The following is an 18,921-nucleotide window of genomic DNA, read 5'->3' as shown; positions in this document are numbered from 1 at the left end:
ATATTCACTCCTTATCCTCCTTATCCCAGTATATTTTAATATCATCTCCTGGTTTTATAGGATCTGTAAAGGCAGCTCTTTTCCCATTTAATAAAAGAACAATATTTCCTCGTGGATTTTTCAAATCAAAATCAATAAAATTAAAAATATCTACAAAAATGTATTGCTTATTTTTATCACTTAGACTAACTTCTCTACCATTAACCTTTACTATAAAATCTTCATTATTTTTATCACTAATATTTTTTTCTTTAAAATCTATTTTATCCCCATTTTTTATATAATAATTTAGGTCTACTTCTTCTCCGTTTACAAAAATTTTCTTATTATTTAAATCTATATCTGACAATTGTGCTAAATCTTTAATTGTTTTTATTTCAAATAACTCAATTTTATCTCCATTATGAATTTCTTCATTTATATCAGCAAATTTACCATTTATAGTACACAGTACAGAAAATTTCATTTCTATCCCATTAATAAAAACTTTTTTTATATCTTTTTCACTAATATAATCTTTTATAAATGCCTTTGCATCTTTCCCATTAACTGCAGGTTGAATTATTATTTCTTCTCCACCACGAATTGGAGTATCTAAACTAGCAGATTTCCCATTAACATAAATTTCTGCAGGAATTGCTGGTTCTCCCCATACTTTTTTTCTTTTATTATTTATCCAAAAAGTAATAGAAGCTCCTTTTCTACCTAATAAATTAGTATGATCAAATCCTTTTTGAATTCCTACATCTGCAACAGTTAATTTCTTTGTGTTTAAAAGTTTAACTGGTTCTCTGTTTATTTTAACTTCAATAAAATCATATCCTTTTTGCATAACATAAGTAACGCAAATTCCTATAGGAGTAATCATATTAGGAGTCTTGTTTATTTCACATTCATATACTACATTAATTAATGAGTCCCCTCCCCTTAAGGCAATTCTTTCTTTTGGTATATTTAAATTTTGAGCTATTTTATCTATTAATCCTATAATTTGACTTCCTCCACCAACACAAAAAACAGCATTAGGAGATTTATTTCCATTAATTTTTTGAATTTTTTCAGAAATTTCTTTTGCTAATTTATTGATAGAAGGTTCTAAATATTCTAATATTTCCTCTGAGGTAATAGTATGAGATAACCCTAATATATCAACAAATGAAATATTTTCTTTTTTTCCGATTTGAAATTTTATTTTTTCAGCAGTTTCAAAATCAACTAAATATTTATGAATAATCTGCTCTGTTATTTCATCTCCTGCTATAGATATCATTCCATAACCAATTATAGACCCTTCTTTTGTAATAGCAATATCAGAAGTTCCCGCTCCTATATCTACTAAAGCTAAATTTAATAATCTCAAATTTTCCGGAATTGCTACATTAATTGCTGCAATAGGTTCTAATGTAAGATTAACTACATCTAATCCCACTCTTTCCATAACAGCATATAAACTATCTACAACACTTTTAGGTAGAAATGTAGCTAATACATCAGCTCCTATATTCTTTCCTTTATGTCCTTGCAAATTATTAATAATATATTCATTTAAATAATAATTAACTACAGAATATCCTACACAAAAATATTCTATATCTCTATCTCCTAAATCTTCTTTTAATTTTAAATGTGCTTTATCAATTCCTTTAAGCTCTAATTCTTTTATAGTATCTCTTTGAATTTCTTTTTCATCATCTAAATCTTGATTTACTCTAACTAAATATGTTTTTAAAACTCTTCCAGCAGCAGCAATTGCTACTTCTTTTAATTCTATTCCCAATCGCCCTTCTAAAGTATCTTTTACTTTCTCAACTGCACGAGAAACTTTAAAAATATCATGAATTTGTCCATCCACCATGGCTCTTGCTTCGTGTTCTACCATTTCACTATCAATAACAACAAATTTTTCGTCCTTTTGAAATCCAACTATTCCAATTACTGTTCTAGTTCCAATATCTAATCCAAATATTATTTCTTCTTCTTTTATATCATAATCTAAAATCAATTTCCCCACTCCTCTATATTAAGATTTGGGCGTGGTATAACTATTACTAAAATTTATACGATTTTATTATATATATAATGATATCATAAGTAATAAAAAAATCTAGACTAAATTTACACATTTAAAATTAATTAACTAAATTTCAGGTTATATTAATCCTTACATGTATTTTAAAAATATTTACTGTTATTTTTTGTAAAATACATTCTTCTTTACATAAAAAATTTATATTTAATCATTGGGATATTTCTTTTCATAGCATAATATCCTTTTTTAATACACTCGTCTACAGCTGACAATTCAAGCAAAGGTATATCCCATATATGGGGATTATATACATAAATCGAAGAATCCTTATTATAATATTCTTTTTTAATAAGCATATAAGACATAATAGAAATCGCTTGTTCTCCTATTTCAATAAAACTATCTATATCTTTTTTTATTCTTCCATTATATCCTAAATTAACTCCTATAACTACATCTGCTCCCATTTTCTTTAAAACTTTTATTGGCATATTATCTACTATTCCACCGTCCATTAAAAATATTTTTTCTCCATTATATATGATATCTTTTGGTTTAAATAATGATGGAAAAGAAATACTCGCTCTTATAGCTTTACTTAAAGCAATGTTATCTATAAATTTTATTTTTTTACTATCTTTTAGATTCGATTTATCAGAAACAAAGTAAAAACTATCTCCATTTTGTACTCTTGTAGCAGAAATTGCTATTGGAATCTTTGTACATTTTATGTTTTTAAACTGTGTATTAATTTGTAAAATTTTTTCTATTTTTTCTCCTTTTATGATTCCACTCAAACCTCTTGTCTTTATTTCTCTAAAATTTAATATTGTAAAAATTATTTTAAAATAATCTATATCAATTATGTTATTTAAATTGTTTTTTACAATTGCTTCAATTTCTTCTGGAGTATATCCACATCCGTATAATCCTGCTATAATTGCTCCTGAACTTGCTCCAGATATTAAATCAGGTTTTATTCCTTCTTCTATAAGAGCTTTTAAAGCTCCTATATGAGACATCCCTCTTATTCCTCCTCCCGATAAAGCTAATCCGATTTTCATATTTTCCCCTCTCAATATAACTTTTTTATATAATATTCTTTTGTATAAAGGAATGTGTATTATTCATATATTGTGAAAATTATAAAATTTTAAATTTTAATATAAAAACCTCCTATACAATTGCATAGGAGGTTTGATAAATTATTCATTTGTAATATTATTTGTATCTTCTTCGTATACAAACCAATCTTCTATATTATTCATATAAAAATCTTTATTAGGATTTATCTCGCCTTGAATTTTATCGTTAGTAATAAGTGCTGCAGTTCTAAAATAAAGACTTACATAAGGAAGTTCTTCTGCAATAAATTTTTGTAAATTATCATAGGCACTTTTTATATCTTCTTCCTTAATAGCCACAAAAGTTTGTTTAATTAAATTATCCATAGTATCACTTCTAAAAGAAATATAATTTGTTCCTTCTTCTATTTCTGATGAATGAAAAGCAAAAGTATAGTCTGGAATAGGTGAAAGTTTCCATCCGCCCAAAAAAGCATCAAAGTTTTTAGTTTGTAAACGATTAATAAACTCTTGCTGACTTACTTCTTCAATTTCTATATTTATTCCAACCTCTTTTAGCATATTCTGAATTTCATAAGCTACTTCTTTTCTGATTTCATTTTCTATACTAACTAAAAGATTAAAACTTACATTTTTATCTCCTAAAAGTTCCTTAGCTTTTTCTATGTCAAAATTATATTTTCTGCTTTCTTCACTATAAAGCCATGACTCAGGATTTATAGGTACATCTGTTATGACTCCATGATTTAAATAGTAGTTTTCTAATATACTTTCACGGTCAATAGCATACGCTATGGCTTGCCTTATATTTTTATCTTGAAATAATGCTTTATTAAAATTAAATCCTATAAAATCATAATAATTAGTAACATACTCGTGTATTTTTATATTTTGATTTTGGGCATATTTATCCCAATCAACAACATCAGTAATAATAACATCTAATATTTCTTGTTCAAAAGAATACATATCAGTTTCACTATCAGGAGTTATTAATACATTTATTTTCTCTATGTATGGTGCTCCTTTAAACCAATTATCATTGACAACTAAATTTAATTCTTTTCCTTGAAGAAAATCTGCTACTTTATATCTCCCTGTTCCAACAGGTATAATATCCCCCACTGCATTTTCCGTATTATTTTCATATATATGGGCAGGAATAATTGGAAAATATAAGCCATATAAAGAACCACTAAAAGGCTGATTATAAATAATTTTTATAGTATAATCATCTACTACCATATATGATGTTATATTCTGTATACATTTTTTATAAGCAGAAGTATCAGAAGATTCTTTTATTGTATCTAATGAAAACTTTACATCTTTAGCTGTAAAAGGAGTTCCGTCATGCCACATTACATCTTGCCTAATATTTAATGTAAGCATTGTTCCATCTTCTGAAAAACTCCATCCTGAAGCTAAATTAGGAGCAGGTTTTTGATTCTTATCAAAAGTTATTAATGTATCAAATACTAATTTAAGAATTTGGTCCACTGTATAATCTTCATTTAATAAAGGATTTAAAGTTTTAGGATTTCTCATTGATATATTTATTTCTCCTCCTCTAGTTGGATTTAGAGGTATTTCTGTAACATTTTCTTCCACTTTAGGTTCTTCTATATTTTTTGGGGTAGTATTTACACAACTTGTAAATATTAATGAAATTAAAATAAATATTATAAATTCTTTTTTTCTAATCAAGTTACTTCTTCCCTTCCTAAAATATCTGTATTATATGTTATTACAAGTTTTTATATAATTTTTTATATATCTGCATATTTTTTAATACTTTTTTTACATAATCCCTAGTTTCTTTAAAAGGAATTTGATCTAAATTTTTACCATCTCTACTATATTCATTATTTTGTAACCACTTAGAAACATTTCCACTCCCAGCATTATATGCTGCTAAACTTGTTCCAATATTATTTTCATATTGAACTAAAAGTCTACTAATATACCAACAACCTATTCTAATATTAATCTCTGGGTCATAAAGCTTTTCACTATCATATTCTTCTATTTCTATTTCTTTTGCAGCCCATTCTCCAGTTTTATCCGTAATTTGCATAAGCCCTTTAGCTCCTTTATGGGATATAGCTTTAGTATCAAATTTACTTTCTGTTTTTATAACAGCTAAAATTAAATAAACATCTAAATTATATTCATTTGCATATTTATTTATTAAATCTGTATACTTTACAGGATAAAAAAAAGTTCTAATTAAAATCAACAAGCTAAAAAAAGTAATAATAAAAACAAATATAATAGAAACAAACTTTCTAATTCTCCCATCTCTAAGATTAATAATATAAAACATAAATTATCTCCTTTTTTAATTATCTACTTTAAAATAGAAATTAGTTGCTCTTTTAAAAACTCCTTATTTTTTTCGTTATAAATTATCCTATTGGCATATTTTTTTAATTCTTCCCAAGATATTTGAGAATTAATTCGTCTTCTCGCTTGTTCTTCACTAATATTATCTCTTTCCATAATTCTTTTAATTCTATCCTCTAATCTTGCATAAACTACCCATATCTCATCTACTAAAGTATGAAGCCCTGTTTCAATTAAAAGAGCAGCATCTATTATTATATATTTATATAAAGATGGGGTCTTTTTTATTTCCTTAATAGTATTAATAATATATTCTTTTATTCTATAGTGAGTAATTTCATTTAATTTTTTTAAATCATTTTTGTCAGAAAAAACAATTTTCCCTAAAATTTTTCTATCTATTTCTCCATCTTCTTTTAAAATTTTCTTACCAAAATAATTTATAATATCATAATATGCAGGATTACCTTTTAAAATAATTTTATGTCCAATTTTATCTGCATCAATAATATAAACTGTAGTCATTTCAGATAATATAGTTACTACTGTGCTTTTTCCACTACCACTTCCTCCAGTTAATCCTATTATTTTCATCATACTCCCCCAATAATCAATTCTTTAATAAATTATTTTGTTTCAAACCAATTTTCTCCTACATGCATATCAACATCTAAAGGAACACTTAAACTTACTGCATGTTCCATTTCATATTTAAGTATTTCTTTAACTTCCTCTAATTCATCTTTATGAACTTCAATTAAAAGTTCATCATGTACTTGGAGTATAAGTTTTGATTTTAAATTTCTTTCTTTTAATTTATTAAAAACTTTAACCATAGCAATTTTAATAATATCAGCTGCCGTTCCTTGAATAGGAGTATTCATAGCAACTCTTTCTCCAAAAGAACGACGTACAAAATTTTTAGAATTAATTTCTGGAATTATTCTTCTTCTTCCAAATAATGTTGTTACATATCCTAATTCTTTAGCTTGTTGAACTGTATCATCCATATATTTTTTTACATTGGGATATTTTTCAAAATATCCTTCTATATATTTTTCTGCTTCCTTTTTAGAAATATTTAAATCTTGACTTAAACTAAAAGCTCCTATTCCATATACAATACCAAAATTTACTGCCTTAGCATCACTTCTCTGTCTTGGAGTAACATCTTTAAGAGGAACTTTAAATACCTGAGAAGCTGTGATTTTATGAATATCTTCTCCTTTTTTAAATGCATTAATAAGTGTTTCATCCTGAGAGATATGTGCTAAAACCCTAAGCTCAATTTGAGAATAATCAGCATCTAATAATAAATAATCTTCATTACTAGGAATAAATACTTTTCTAATTTTTCTACCCATTTCTAGTTTAATTGGTATATTTTGAAGGTTTGGTTCAGTACTACTTATTCTTCCTGTAGCAGTAATTGTTTGATTAAAAGTAGAATGTATTTTATTGGTCTTTTTATTAACTACATTAAATAATCCATCCCCATAAGTAGTTTTTAATTTTACTAATTGTCTATATTCTAATATTTTTTCTATAATTACATGAGTGTATTTTAATTTTTCTAACACTTCTGCTGCTGTAGAATATCCTGTTTTTGTTTTCTTTATAACAGGCAATTTTAATTTTTCAAAAAGAATTTTCCCTAACTGTTTAGTAGAATTAATATTAAATTCTTCACCTGCTATTTCATATATTTCTGATGTTAAAATATTTATTTTTTTATCTAATTCCTCTACATACTCTTTTAATTTTTTAACATCTATTTTAAAGCCATGTTCTTCCATACTAAATAAAACCTCTATTAATGGATGTTCTATTTCATAATACAGATATTCTTGATTATTTGCTTTTAGCTTTTTAGTCATTTGTTTTTCTGAAATAAAAACAATATATGCCTGTTGAGCTGTAAATTTTATTCTATTATTCTTTTCTAAATCCATAATAGATTTTTTACTTTTACCTTTACCTAAAACTTCTTCTTCATTAGGTATAATTTCTCCTAAAAATTCTTTAGCTAAATCATCATATCCATAAGTATCTTTTGTTGGATTTAAAACATAACCTGCTATCATAGTATCAAATACAAGATTATTCAAAGTAATCCCGAACTTTTTTAAAATATGCATCTCTTTTTTAGCTTGATGAGCTATTTTCTTTATTTTTTTTGATTCAAATAAAGGTTTAGTTAATTCCATTATTTCTTTTATATTAAAATCTTCTTTTGCTTCTACCCAAAAAGCTGAAGAATCATTATAGCATAAACTAATTCCTAAAATATTTTCTTGCTCATTAAAAATTAAAAAGGAAAATTTTTCTGCTTTATTTATTTCATCAATCACTTTTTTATACTCTTCTTTAGAGATAATAGCTATATATTCTCTATTTAAAACTTGTTTATTGTTTAACTCTTCTTTATCATTTAATTCAAAATTAAATTTATCTAAAAAACTTTTAAATTCTAACTCCTTAAATAATTCATATACTTTAGGATTTATAATAGAATTCATCTTAAAATTATTCCATTCTAAATCTAAAGGAACTTCTGTACAAATAGTAGCAAGATATTTACTTTGTCTTGCTTGTTCTTCATATAGCTTTAAATTGGTTTTTGCTCTAGCAGGTTTTATTTCTTCTATATGCTCTATAGCATTTTCTATATTATGATATTCTTTAATAATTTTTATTGCCGTCTTTTCTCCTATACCAGGGACACCTAAAATATTGTCTGAAGGATCTCCCATAAGAGCTTTCACATCAATGTATTCAACGGGAGTAACTCCTAATTTTTCTACCACATCTTTTGCATAATAATTTTCTACTTCTGTTTTCCCTTTTTTAGTTTTGGGAATTTTTATTTTTATTTTATCACTAGCTAATTGTAAAAGGTCTCTATCTCCCGAAACTATAATAGGATTCATTCCTGCTTTTTCCGCTTTTTTAGCTACAGTTCCTAAAATATCATCAGCTTCATATCCTTCCATTTCTAATCTTAATATTCCCATAGCATCTAATATATCTTTTAATAATGGTATTTGGGGTCTTAATTCCTCTGGCATACCCTTTCTATTTCCTTTATAATCTTTAAAAACTTTATGTCTAAACGTAGGAGTTTTTAAATCAAATGCTACAGCTATGTATTCTGGCTTATCTTCTTCTAATAATTTAAATAAAATATTTAAAAATCCATATACTCCATTGGTATAAATTCCTTGAGAATTAGAAAGTAATGGCACTCCATAAAAAGCTCTATTTATAATACTATTCCCATCTACTAACATAATTTTCTTTTCCATATCAATTCTCCTCTTTATTATTGAATCCTAATTTCCATCATTCGGTTAGTTATAATATTATATTTTTTATCTTGTGTATAAACTATAATGTCTCCTTCTTCATAAGTAGAAAATAATTGTACCTTAGAATTCCATCCATAAATTAATCTTAATTCTTCTTCTTTTGGCTTTTCTCTATCTGTAAATAAAATAATACTAGGGTCTACATAACTTAGAAAATCCTTATCCATAAAAATATCTCTTTTTTCTCCTGATATTTTTAATATAGTAGATTTTAATTCTCTCGCACTAAGCATTAAATCTGATTTATCCATTTGTTCCATGGGAGGAAGCCATAAAATAGATTCTTTCCCATATTCTAATTTTAAGACAATTTTCTTTTTATCTTCCGGAATAGTGCTATCTTTTAGAGGTCTTAAAAATATAAACTCTAAATTATCTACTTCCCATTTTTCATTATCCTCAATTTTATATATGGGTATATTGTATTTTTTGGCATCTGTAAAAAATTCTATACTAGATTCTAAATTTTCTATATAAGGAATATAAATATTATTTATTTGAGGAAGCAAAGAATAAAATCCTTCTATATTATCTTTATTAGGATAAACCAAAATTAAGTCTGAAACATTATCTATTTCATATTTTTCTAAATATTTGCTTATATATTTTGAATCTTTTTTGTATGCTGTTCCAAGTAATATATTTCTTTCACTAGTTTTAATTAAAGTACAATCCCCTATAGGAAGTTCTAAAAAATGAATTTCACTATTAAATTCATCATTTGTATTATGTTTTATATAAAAATATATAATTACAAAAATAAATATTATACTAATAATATAATACTTTTTCCACTTAATCATATACACACCTCATCTATTTTGATTATTATAACATAAAAAAAGCTCCGAATTAACTTCGGAACTTAAAATTTATATAAATTTTATAGATAAATTAATATTGATAAACTACTTCTACAGAAGCATTAATATCTAATTCTCCTATAGATATTGGAGTTTCTAAGTTTACCTTATTTTGTAATAATTCTTGATCTGCATATATTATATTATTCCCTCCACTACTTAATTCCGTAACAGAAATTGGATTTTTAATAGATACATTAATAGCTTCTCCCATAGCTTCTGCTTTTCCTTTGGCATTTTCAATGGCTTGTTTTAAGGCTTTTTTATAATATTCTTCTGTATTTGATACGCTAAATTGTATTCCTCTAGATACATTAGCTCCTTTTTCTACTCCTGTATCTAAAACTTCTCCCACCTTATTTATATCTCTAATAGTCACATTAACCGTGTTTTCTACAGTATATCCAATTATTCTTTCTCCACCCTTTGCTTCATAATCATATTGAGGATAAATAGAATAATTTGAAGTTTGAATATCTCTTTCTTCTATTCCCATTTCTTTTAAAGCATTAATGACTTCATCCATTTTTTTAGCATTATCAGATTGAGCCGTTTCTGCGTCTTCATGTTCTGTACGAACTCCCATAGTTATATATGCAATATCTGGTTTTACTTTTATTGTTCCTTGTCCCCTAGCTGTAATGGTATTAATATTATTATATTCATTTGCCATCACTGGATTAGCTGTAAAAATCTGCTTTCCTGTAAATCCTGCAATAACTAAAATAGCCATTATAAATACTGATGATAAAATTTTAATTGTATTTTTCATATTATTCATCCTTCCTTTTCTTAATTTTTTTTAATAACAATTTTATTATGGGTTTAGTAATTATAAATACAATGAATATAATAATTATAAATATTATAAAAGGTATTACCCCATAAGCTGCGTAAATTATTATTTTTTCAAATACTTGCCTTATATCATTTACAGATTTAATAAAACTAAATTTAATTTTTGTCGTTAAATTAGGGTCAAGATTTTTTAAATCTTCTTTTTCTTTTACTTCTTTTAACTTTATAGTAAAAGTAGAAAGAGAAACTAGTTGATCCCAATTTTTTATTTTACTTTTGTAAATTTCTAAATCTGTCCTTACTTGATTAAGTCTTTCTTCTAATTTAATTAAATCCTCTACTTTATCAGATTTTTCCATAATCTCTAAAAGTCTATTTTGTTCTATTTCTAACATGCGAATTCGACTTTCTGTTTCTATATATTCCTCTGTTACATTGGTACTATTTTCTTCTTGATTTATTAAATGCCCTAAAGATATAAGTTCTTCTTGTATTTGTCCATAACTTTCTACTGGTATACGAATAACTATCGTTCCTTGTTTTAAATAAATATCTCTTTCTGGATCTGAATCATATATATAACTAGAAGAATTTTCAACATATCCCCCACTATTATTAGCCATATTTTTTATTTCATTTATAGTTTTGTCGAAATCTTCTACTTCTATATACATATTACTATCATATATAATCTTTCGATCTACATCAGTAGAATAATTTAATTTAGAATTAACACCATCTTCAGCTGTAATTTGTAATTTTTCTCCCTCAATATTAAAACCTGCCATATCTATATCTATACTATCTTCCATCATTTCTTCTGTGGCTGATTCTTGCTTATAATAATCTTTTGTTGTTAAAATATTATCTAGATTTCCTATTACAAAAATTAATACAATAAAACTAGCTGCTAATGGTACTAATATTTTCCAATTAAAATAACTATTTCTCCTGCTTAATCTGTCTTCTTCTTTACTCTTATATAGTCTTAACATTAAATCTTCATGATAGTGATTAGGCAATTTTTTATCTGGCAACTTTTTAATTTCATTAATTATAAATTTAAATTGTTCAAATTCTTCTTTACAGTCTTTACAATATTTTAAATGATTTTCGAATTCTATTTTTTTATCTTCTTCTATGTATCCATCCATATAAGAAGACATTAATTCCCTAAATTGTTCACAACTCATTTCCTTCCCTCCTTTCTTCTTTTTAGACTTGTTTTATATTCAAAAAGTTCCTCATTTATTAATAATTCCTTTAATTTCCTTCTTGCCCTTGAAATCTTTGATTTAACTGTACCAAGAGAACATTCTAATATTTTTGATATTTCATTATACTCAAGCCCTTGTAAATCTCTTAGAATTATTGCTTTTTTATGTTCTTCTGATAATTTATTAATTGCTAATTGAATACTATATGCTTTTTCTTTATTTATAATTAATTCTTCTACATTTTGTTTATCATCTACATATTCTTTTATTATGCTTCCTTCTTTTGTTTCTATTTTTTCATCTACAGAATAAATCTCTTTTCCTTTTCTTTTTCTTAATTCATCTATACATGCATTAGTCGCTATTCTATATAACCAAGTGGAAAAATTGGAATCTCCCCTAAATTTTTTAAGCTTTTTAAATACTTTTATAAATATCTCTTGAGATACATCTTTTGCATCCTCTTCATTAGAAAGCATTCTATAGGCAATGTTATATATTTTTGCTTCGTACCTTAAAATTAGTTCTTCAAAAGCTAAAATATCTCCCTTTTTAGCTTTCTTAATTAAACTTATTTCATCTTTATTGCTCACTAAATTCACCTCCTATATACTTATTTTTAAAATAATTATAACTTCATATAGTTTAAGACGATTTAAAATATAAAAAAGTTCCTATAAATACTAAAAAATTCAGCCCTTGACTGAATTTTTTAGTATGATTCTTTATTTACTTTAAAAGGTCTAATCCATTGTTTATTTTTTCTAAGTTCTATATAAGCATAATATGCTTTCTTCATAATTTGTCTTTCATCATTAAATTTTAATAAATGATATGCTTCATGAAATTTATAATATCCCGCATCCACAAAATATTCTTCTCTTTGCGGTTTACAATAAAAATTATTGGCTCTCATTAAATACCAATGAACCGTCTTATTAACTATATCTTCTCTACCTTGAAAAGTATATTGACTATGACCTATATACTTAATAATTTTAGCAGAAACCGATGTTTCTTCTTGTACCTCCCTTAAAGCTGTTTCTTTATATCTTTCTCCCGGTTCTACTGTTCCTTTTGGCAAAACCCATCCAACATATTTGTGTTTATAATTTTTATATAATAATAGGATTTTCCCTCTATGAATTACCACACCTCCACAACTTACTGCTTCTATCATTTCTAATCCTCCTGACGCTTTACAAATACTCTGAAAATAAATAAAATACATATTTGTTATATATAAACATGAAATGAGTATAACTCTTTTTTATATATTTTTCAACCTAAGATATAAACTCTTTCAAAAAAACTATTTTTATTTTTTACCTATTCCTTGGTTTAAAAGGAGAACTTTGAATATGTTTTTTCATTTTTCTCATTCCTTGTATCCATAAATATAAAACAAATGGTAGAAAAAATATAGTAAGTGCTGGAATTTGTATTATTAGAATAAAATCATATACTCCATGTAAAATCCAAGGAATAAAAAAAGCTTTAAAAATCTTATTAACTTTTTTATAAATTTCAAACTTAGCAAGAGCAAAATAATATCCCATAGCCACTCCAAATAATCCATGCCCTGGAACTGCAAAAATTGCTCTTGCAAAGGCTGTTTCATATCCTCCTAAATAAGGATTAAATACATATAATATATTTTCAATTGCTGAAAATCCTAAGGAGATAAAAACTGCATAAACAATTCCATCAAATTTTTCATTAAAATTTTTATTTCTCCAAATTAAAAAATATAAAACTATAAATTTAAATAATTCTTCTGTCCCAGCTGCAATAACAAAAGCTGTATATACGGATTTATTAAAATGCTCACTAGGTGTAAACATGGATAAAATCATTTCCACTCCCATAATAGGAAATGAAATAATTAATCCAAAAAGTAATCCTAAAAATAATAATTTGATAGGCTCTTTCTCATATTTATCTCTTATATAAATATATACAATTATAATAACTACTGGAGCTAAAGCTACTTGCAATAAAGTTGACACTGATGTCATCTCCTTAATTTTTACTGATTCAAAATTTTTTTAAATAATTCTCTTGCAATAGGTCCTGCCTTGCTGCCTCCTGACCCTCCATTTTCAATTAATACTACTACAACAGCTTTTGGTTTATAAGCTGGAGCAAATCCCACAAACCAAGCATGGTCTTCACCTGAGGAATTTTCTGCCGTTCCTGTTTTTCCAGCTACTAATACATTAGGTATACTAGCTTTAGTTCCTGTCCCTTTTTCTACTACTTCTACCATCATATCTACTATTTGATTAGCAATTTCAGGTTGAAATAGCGTAGCATATTTTTTAGGAATTGTTTTATCTTTTATTTTCCCATAATTTGTTTCTATATGGTCAATAATATATGGTTTCATTAAAATTCCTCCATTAGCAACTGCCGAAGTTATCATTGCCATATGTAATGGAGAAACCAATGTTTTTCCTTGTCCTATAGCTGTTTCAACTATTTCTTTATCTTCTGAATTCTTATCAAGAAGAAATTGACTTTTAGAATATTCTAATTCATAGGGTAAATTCCTATTAAAAAGAAGTCTTTCAGCAGTTTCTCTAAGATTTTCTGCTCCTATATCTACTCCTAATTTTGCAAAACCTGTATTACAAGAAAAATAAAAAGCACTATCTAAATTTACTTCGCCATGAGCTTTACCACCATAACAACGAATTATTTTTTCATGGAACTCTTCTTCTCCAGTACAATTATAAGTAAAATTTTCCCAATCCTCTTTATTTTCTAAGACAGCTGAAGCTGTTACAATCTTAAAAACTGAACCAGGAGGATATAATCCTTGAGTAGCTCTATTAATGAGAGGACTATTTTTTTCATCTTTATTTAATTGTTCCCAAATTTCATTTAATTCATTAGGATTAAAATCTGGATACGATACCATTGATAAAATTTTACCTGTAGAAGGCTCCATAACAACAATAGCCCCTTTTTGATTATTTAATAACTCTCTAGCTGTATGCTGAATGTCTGCATCTAACGTAAGAATAACATTATTCCCTTTAAGTTTATCTCCTGTGAAAAGACTTTTTACATTTTGTATAATTTTATTACTTACTTCTAACAACTTAAAATTACTAAAAGCTTCTACTCCTGTTTTCCCTTTTTGAACATATCCCACTATATGAGCAAAATCTCTTCCTTCAGGATATTCTCTAATCCAAGTATCTCCTTCTAACTTTGTTCTTGCTAATACGACCCCTTTACTATCTCTTATTTCTCCTCTAATTATATTTTCTTCTAAGGCACTTAATCTTGGATTATATGTATTTATAATTATCGAAGAACTATCTAATATTAAAAATTTAACTAAATATAAAATAAGAGAGAAAAACATTACTACATATACCCCAAATACTCTTTTTATATTTTTTCTAAATTGTTTCAAAGTTTTTCTCCCCCTCTTTTCTTAATATATAAAAACTTTTTAAACATTGAAGTAACCCTATCATTATAATACTAACTATTGCCGAACTTCCTCCATAACTTATAAAAGGAAGAGTTACTCCTGTTAAAGGGATCATTTTTATTACTCCTCCAACAATTAAAAAAGTCTGTATGGCAATTAAATTACTAATCCCTACTCCAATAAGAGAATAAAATTTTTCATTGCATCTAATAGAAATAATAATACCCCTAAATACAATAAGTAAAAATATTAAAATTACTCCTATACCAAATAAATTTCCGAATTCTTCACATATAGCAGAAAATATAAAATCTGTATTAACAACTGGGATACTAGTAGGATATCCTAGGGTAAGACCACTCCCTAACCATCCCCAAGTTCCAATAGCAAATAAAGATTGTGTAATTTGATATCCCTTAGAATCTATTTCTTTCCATGGATTTAACCACACTTCTACCCTAACCCTAACATGATTAAATAATTTATAAGCCAACATAGAAGCTAAAGAAGCTCCTCCTAAACTCCCAAAAAACAAAATAACACTAGAAGTACTGATATATAATAAAACTAAAAAAGTAAGAAAATATATTAAAGCCCCTCCTAAATCCCTTTGAATTACAAGTATTAAAATATATCCCCCACTCATTATAATAGGAAATATAAGATCTTTAAAAGTTTTATATTTTATAAATGAAGCAGATAAATAAAATATAAACAAAAGTTTTACTATTTCAGAGGGTTGAAAACCAAAATTGCCTATTAAAATCCAATTTTTTGCCCCAAATTGCTCTTTTCCAAATAATAGTGGAGATAAAATAAATATCCATCCTAATATTGCATAAAAAACTTTAAATTTTTCAAAATTAAGAATTATTTTGAATATAAATGGAAATAAAAGGGTTAGCCCCACACCTAAAGAATACCATATAAGCTGTTTTTCCGCTGATTGTGGGTCTAATCGTTGGAGCATAATTAATCCAATATCCATCAAAAAAAATACACTATTCCAAAGGATAGCATCACCTTTTTTATAAATTATGGATATAAGTATAATGCTAAATATAATAAAAAAGGCACCACCCATTCCTATTTTAGCTATTTCTAACATAGATTCAGTATTCTTAGAGTTTATTATCAATATAATAAAACCTAAAAAATGAAGAATAATAACATAACATCTTTGCATAAATATTTTTTTCTTATACATATCTCTTTCTTTTTTTCTCTCGTACATAGCCGCTTTATATCCTGAATATAAAAACATAAAAATTAACAATAAAAATAGATTTCTAGAGATTAATATAATGATTTCTACAATTGATTTCTGGCTCATAATAATTCACCTACTCTACTCCTCTAAAATAATGCCCCTTTGTATATGCCATGTTATTAAATTTAGAAAAGTTTATATTTTTGTAATCACTATAAATTTCTATTATTTTTTTTATATCTTCTCCTTCTTCAAATATAAAATCTAACCTTAAGAAATCCATAGGAAGGGATAAAATAGAATCCATGTCTTTTCCTAAAAAAATAGGCTTTCCATTATATATAGTAGCTATACAAGAAGTACAATCTTCTACTATAGGAAAAATCTCTCCTTTACGGTCTACAAGATGATATAAATTTTTATTATTGTTTTTATTACAAAATCTTTTTTTAGACTTTTCACCTACAATATTTCCTATAATGCACTGCTGTGTTGTCATTAAAGGAATATGTCCATATACTATACTTTCTAATTGATTTGATGTAAAACCTTTTAATTCTTCATAATTTAATTCCGGCGAAAGAGTAACACCGTCTACCCCATGTCCCAACCAAAACTCTACTGTTAATTGATTAAATATATTGAAAGTATAATCCAAAATTTTTCTTTTCATTGTATTTTTAAGTTTAAAAACTTGTCCATAGGTTCTAATTAAATAACCATCTATATTAGTACTTTCTAAATTATACCATATTTTTGGTGCTTTGTAATTAACATCTATTCGTGGTAATGCAATATAAAATTCTGTGTTATTTTTATGACATATTTCTGCTATTTCTTCTATGTCTGATATTTTATATTTATTTACATCAAGATATATCCTTTTAACTTTAGGATGAAAAGCATATTGTACTTTATCAATATCTCTAATTAATACTGTGAAATATTTCTCTTTTTTTATAAAATCATTTTTTTTGCTAAAAGAATAGTTTAAAGATATGGAATTGCGTCTTGACTTTTCTATAATAGCTTTTTGAAACTTCTCCACTCCACACCTTCTTAAAGAATTTAATTCTTTAATATGAACATAAACATCTTTATCCATATCTATAGTTAAAGTATATAGTCTAAATGGAGTATTTCCCATCTTTGATATTTGTAATTTGATTCTTTCTTCTGAAAGAGCTTGATTATCTGCTTTTTCTGCATTACTTCCCTCTACTTCAATAAAGGTCCCTTCATTATCCCATAACTGAAGTTTAATAGGAGTATGTTTTTTTAATTCAATATGAGCAAATATAGATTTTTTTCGAATATCTTTTTTATAAGAACTTTTTAACTTATCAAGTAGTACTTTATCCTTTGTTTTATAAACTAAATCCCCAGTTTTAACTGTATCTTTTATATATACAGTAATTTTCTCACCAGCTTTACTTGCTTTAGATATATTTGTTCCTATATTTTCTTTATCTCTTCTCCATATTTCTATTCCATCTCCAGCTTCTAAAGGCTCTTTTGTATCTATTATACATTTTTTTGTTTTTTTATTATATTTTATTACTTTTCCTAAATATATCCCTTTATGTTTAGGACTTTCGATACTCATCATATCTTTTCCACTATGTTGATATAAATATCCCTTAGAAAATCCTCCTCTATTAAAAACTTGTGCTAAATTTTTTATATCTTTATTTTCTACTGAATAATATTTTGGATTTTCTAAATATTTGTCTATATATTTTCTATAAGTACTTACTACTCCTGCTACATATTCTGGTCTTTTCATTCTTCCTTCTATCTTAAAAGAAGTAACTCCTGCTTCTATTAGCTGTGGAATATAATCTAGAGTTTGAATATCCTTAGGACTTAAAAGATATCCTTCTCCTACTTCTTTTTTATTTTCAAAAAGTTTATAAGGTAATCTACAAGGCTGAGCACATCGACCTCTATTTCCACTTCTTCCTCCAATTATACTACTCATTAAACATTGCCCAGAATAACTAAAACATAATGCTCCATGTACAAAAACTTCTATATCCAAATTTGTATTTTTTGATATATATGCTATTTCTTCTAATGACATTTCTCTACTTAAAACTACTCTTTTAAATCCTAAAGTTTCTAAAAATTTTACTCCATATAAATCATGAATTGTCATCTGAGTACTAGCATGAAGTTCTATATTAGGAAATAATTTTTTAATTTGAATTGCTGTTCCAATATCTTGAACGATAAAAGCGTCTACTCCTATCTTATATATTTCGTTTAAAAAATTAAATAAAACCTTTAATTCTTTTTGTTTATATAGGGTATTTACAGTTATATATACTCTTACATCCCTTAAATGACAATAGTCAACCATTTCTTTTATCTCCTCAATAGAAAAATTTCCTGCATATTGCCTTGCTCCAAATGACTTTCCACCTAAATATACAGCATCACATCCATTATTTATTGCAGCAATTACGCTTTCCTTAATCCCTGCCGGTGCAAGGAGTTCTATTTTTTTATCCATAACTATCACCTTTCTGATATTTAAATCTCATATAAAAAAATA

15 protein-coding genes are annotated in these 18,921 nt (G+C 26.0%); all 15 read right to left on the bottom strand.

Features of this window, described 5'->3' with window-relative positions:
* Nucleotides 1-4 precede the first annotated feature (4 nt).
* Nucleotides 5-2,002, bottom strand: coding sequence for a cell division protein FtsA (locus tag OM90_RS01205; RefSeq protein ID WP_058485062.1), 1,998 nt, complete (start codon nucleotides 2,000-2,002; stop codon nucleotides 5-7).
* 212 nt (nucleotides 2,003-2,214) lie between these two features.
* Nucleotides 2,215-3,093 (bottom strand): patatin-like phospholipase family protein, encoded by an 879-nt coding sequence (locus OM90_RS01200; protein ID WP_058485061.1) that lies wholly within the window; start codon nucleotides 3,091-3,093, stop codon nucleotides 2,215-2,217.
* A 141-nt stretch (nucleotides 3,094-3,234) separates the two neighbouring features.
* Nucleotides 3,235-4,821: an ABC transporter substrate-binding protein gene (locus OM90_RS01195; protein ID WP_058485060.1), complete on the bottom strand. Its 1,587-nt coding sequence runs from the start codon at nucleotides 4,819-4,821 to the stop codon at nucleotides 3,235-3,237.
* A 40-nt stretch (nucleotides 4,822-4,861) separates the two neighbouring features.
* Complete coding sequence (locus OM90_RS01190) at nucleotides 4,862-5,440, bottom strand: lytic transglycosylase domain-containing protein (RefSeq protein ID WP_058485059.1); 579 nt, start codon at nucleotides 5,438-5,440, stop codon at nucleotides 4,862-4,864.
* Between the two features lie 23 nt (nucleotides 5,441-5,463).
* Entirely contained in the window at nucleotides 5,464-6,054 is a 591-nt protein-coding gene (coaE, locus tag OM90_RS01185; RefSeq protein WP_058485058.1) for a dephospho-CoA kinase, read from the bottom strand.
* 32 nt (nucleotides 6,055-6,086) lie between these two features.
* Nucleotides 6,087-8,765 carry a DNA polymerase I gene (polA, locus tag OM90_RS01180; RefSeq protein ID WP_058485057.1) on the bottom strand — a complete coding sequence of 893 codons (2,679 nt, stop codon included), beginning with the start codon at nucleotides 8,763-8,765 and terminating at the stop codon, nucleotides 6,087-6,089.
* Between the two features lie 17 nt (nucleotides 8,766-8,782).
* Nucleotides 8,783-9,631, bottom strand: coding sequence for a ComEC/Rec2 family competence protein (locus OM90_RS01175; protein WP_058485056.1), 849 nt, complete (start codon nucleotides 9,629-9,631; stop codon nucleotides 8,783-8,785).
* Nucleotides 9,632-9,722: 91 nt separating this feature from the next.
* A complete protein-coding gene (locus tag OM90_RS01170) occupies nucleotides 9,723-10,463 on the bottom strand; it encodes an SIMPL domain-containing protein (protein ID WP_058485055.1) in 741 nt (246 codons plus the stop codon).
* Between the two features lies 1 nt (nucleotide 10,464).
* Nucleotides 10,465-11,682, bottom strand: coding sequence for a DUF4349 domain-containing protein (locus OM90_RS01165; RefSeq protein ID WP_058485054.1), 1,218 nt, complete (start codon nucleotides 11,680-11,682; stop codon nucleotides 10,465-10,467).
* Nucleotides 11,679-12,299, bottom strand: coding sequence for an RNA polymerase sigma factor (locus OM90_RS01160; protein ID WP_064505468.1), 621 nt, complete (start codon nucleotides 12,297-12,299; stop codon nucleotides 11,679-11,681). Before OM90_RS01160 ends, OM90_RS01165 begins: the two co-directional genes overlap by 4 nt.
* 119 nt (nucleotides 12,300-12,418) lie before the next feature.
* Nucleotides 12,419-12,886 (bottom strand): NUDIX hydrolase, encoded by a 468-nt coding sequence (locus OM90_RS01155; RefSeq protein WP_058485052.1) that lies wholly within the window; start codon nucleotides 12,884-12,886, stop codon nucleotides 12,419-12,421.
* A gap of 145 nt (nucleotides 12,887-13,031) precedes the next feature.
* The gene (locus OM90_RS01150; RefSeq protein WP_160323630.1) at nucleotides 13,032-13,715 is read right to left on the bottom strand and encodes a PrsW family intramembrane metalloprotease; all 684 of its coding nucleotides are present in this window, start codon (nucleotides 13,713-13,715) and stop codon (nucleotides 13,032-13,034) included.
* 20 nt (nucleotides 13,716-13,735) lie between these two features.
* On the bottom strand, nucleotides 13,736-15,133 hold the full coding sequence (locus OM90_RS01145) for a peptidoglycan D,D-transpeptidase FtsI family protein (RefSeq protein ID WP_058485050.1): 1,398 nt from the start codon (nucleotides 15,131-15,133) through the stop codon (nucleotides 13,736-13,738).
* The gene (locus OM90_RS01140) at nucleotides 15,120-16,487 is read right to left on the bottom strand and encodes an FtsW/RodA/SpoVE family cell cycle protein (protein WP_058485049.1); all 1,368 of its coding nucleotides are present in this window, start codon (nucleotides 16,485-16,487) and stop codon (nucleotides 15,120-15,122) included. Before OM90_RS01140 ends, OM90_RS01145 begins: the two co-directional genes overlap by 14 nt.
* A gap of 10 nt (nucleotides 16,488-16,497) precedes the next feature.
* On the bottom strand, nucleotides 16,498-18,879 hold the full coding sequence (locus OM90_RS01135; RefSeq protein ID WP_058485048.1) for a U32 family peptidase: 2,382 nt from the start codon (nucleotides 18,877-18,879) through the stop codon (nucleotides 16,498-16,500).
* Nucleotides 18,880-18,921: the final 42 nt, after the last annotated feature.

Source organism: Defluviitalea phaphyphila, from assembly GCF_001466305.1.
Lineage (GTDB): Bacteria > Bacillota > Clostridia > Lachnospirales > Defluviitaleaceae > Defluviitalea_A > Defluviitalea_A phaphyphila.
This window is presented reverse-complemented; position numbering and strand designations above follow the sequence as displayed.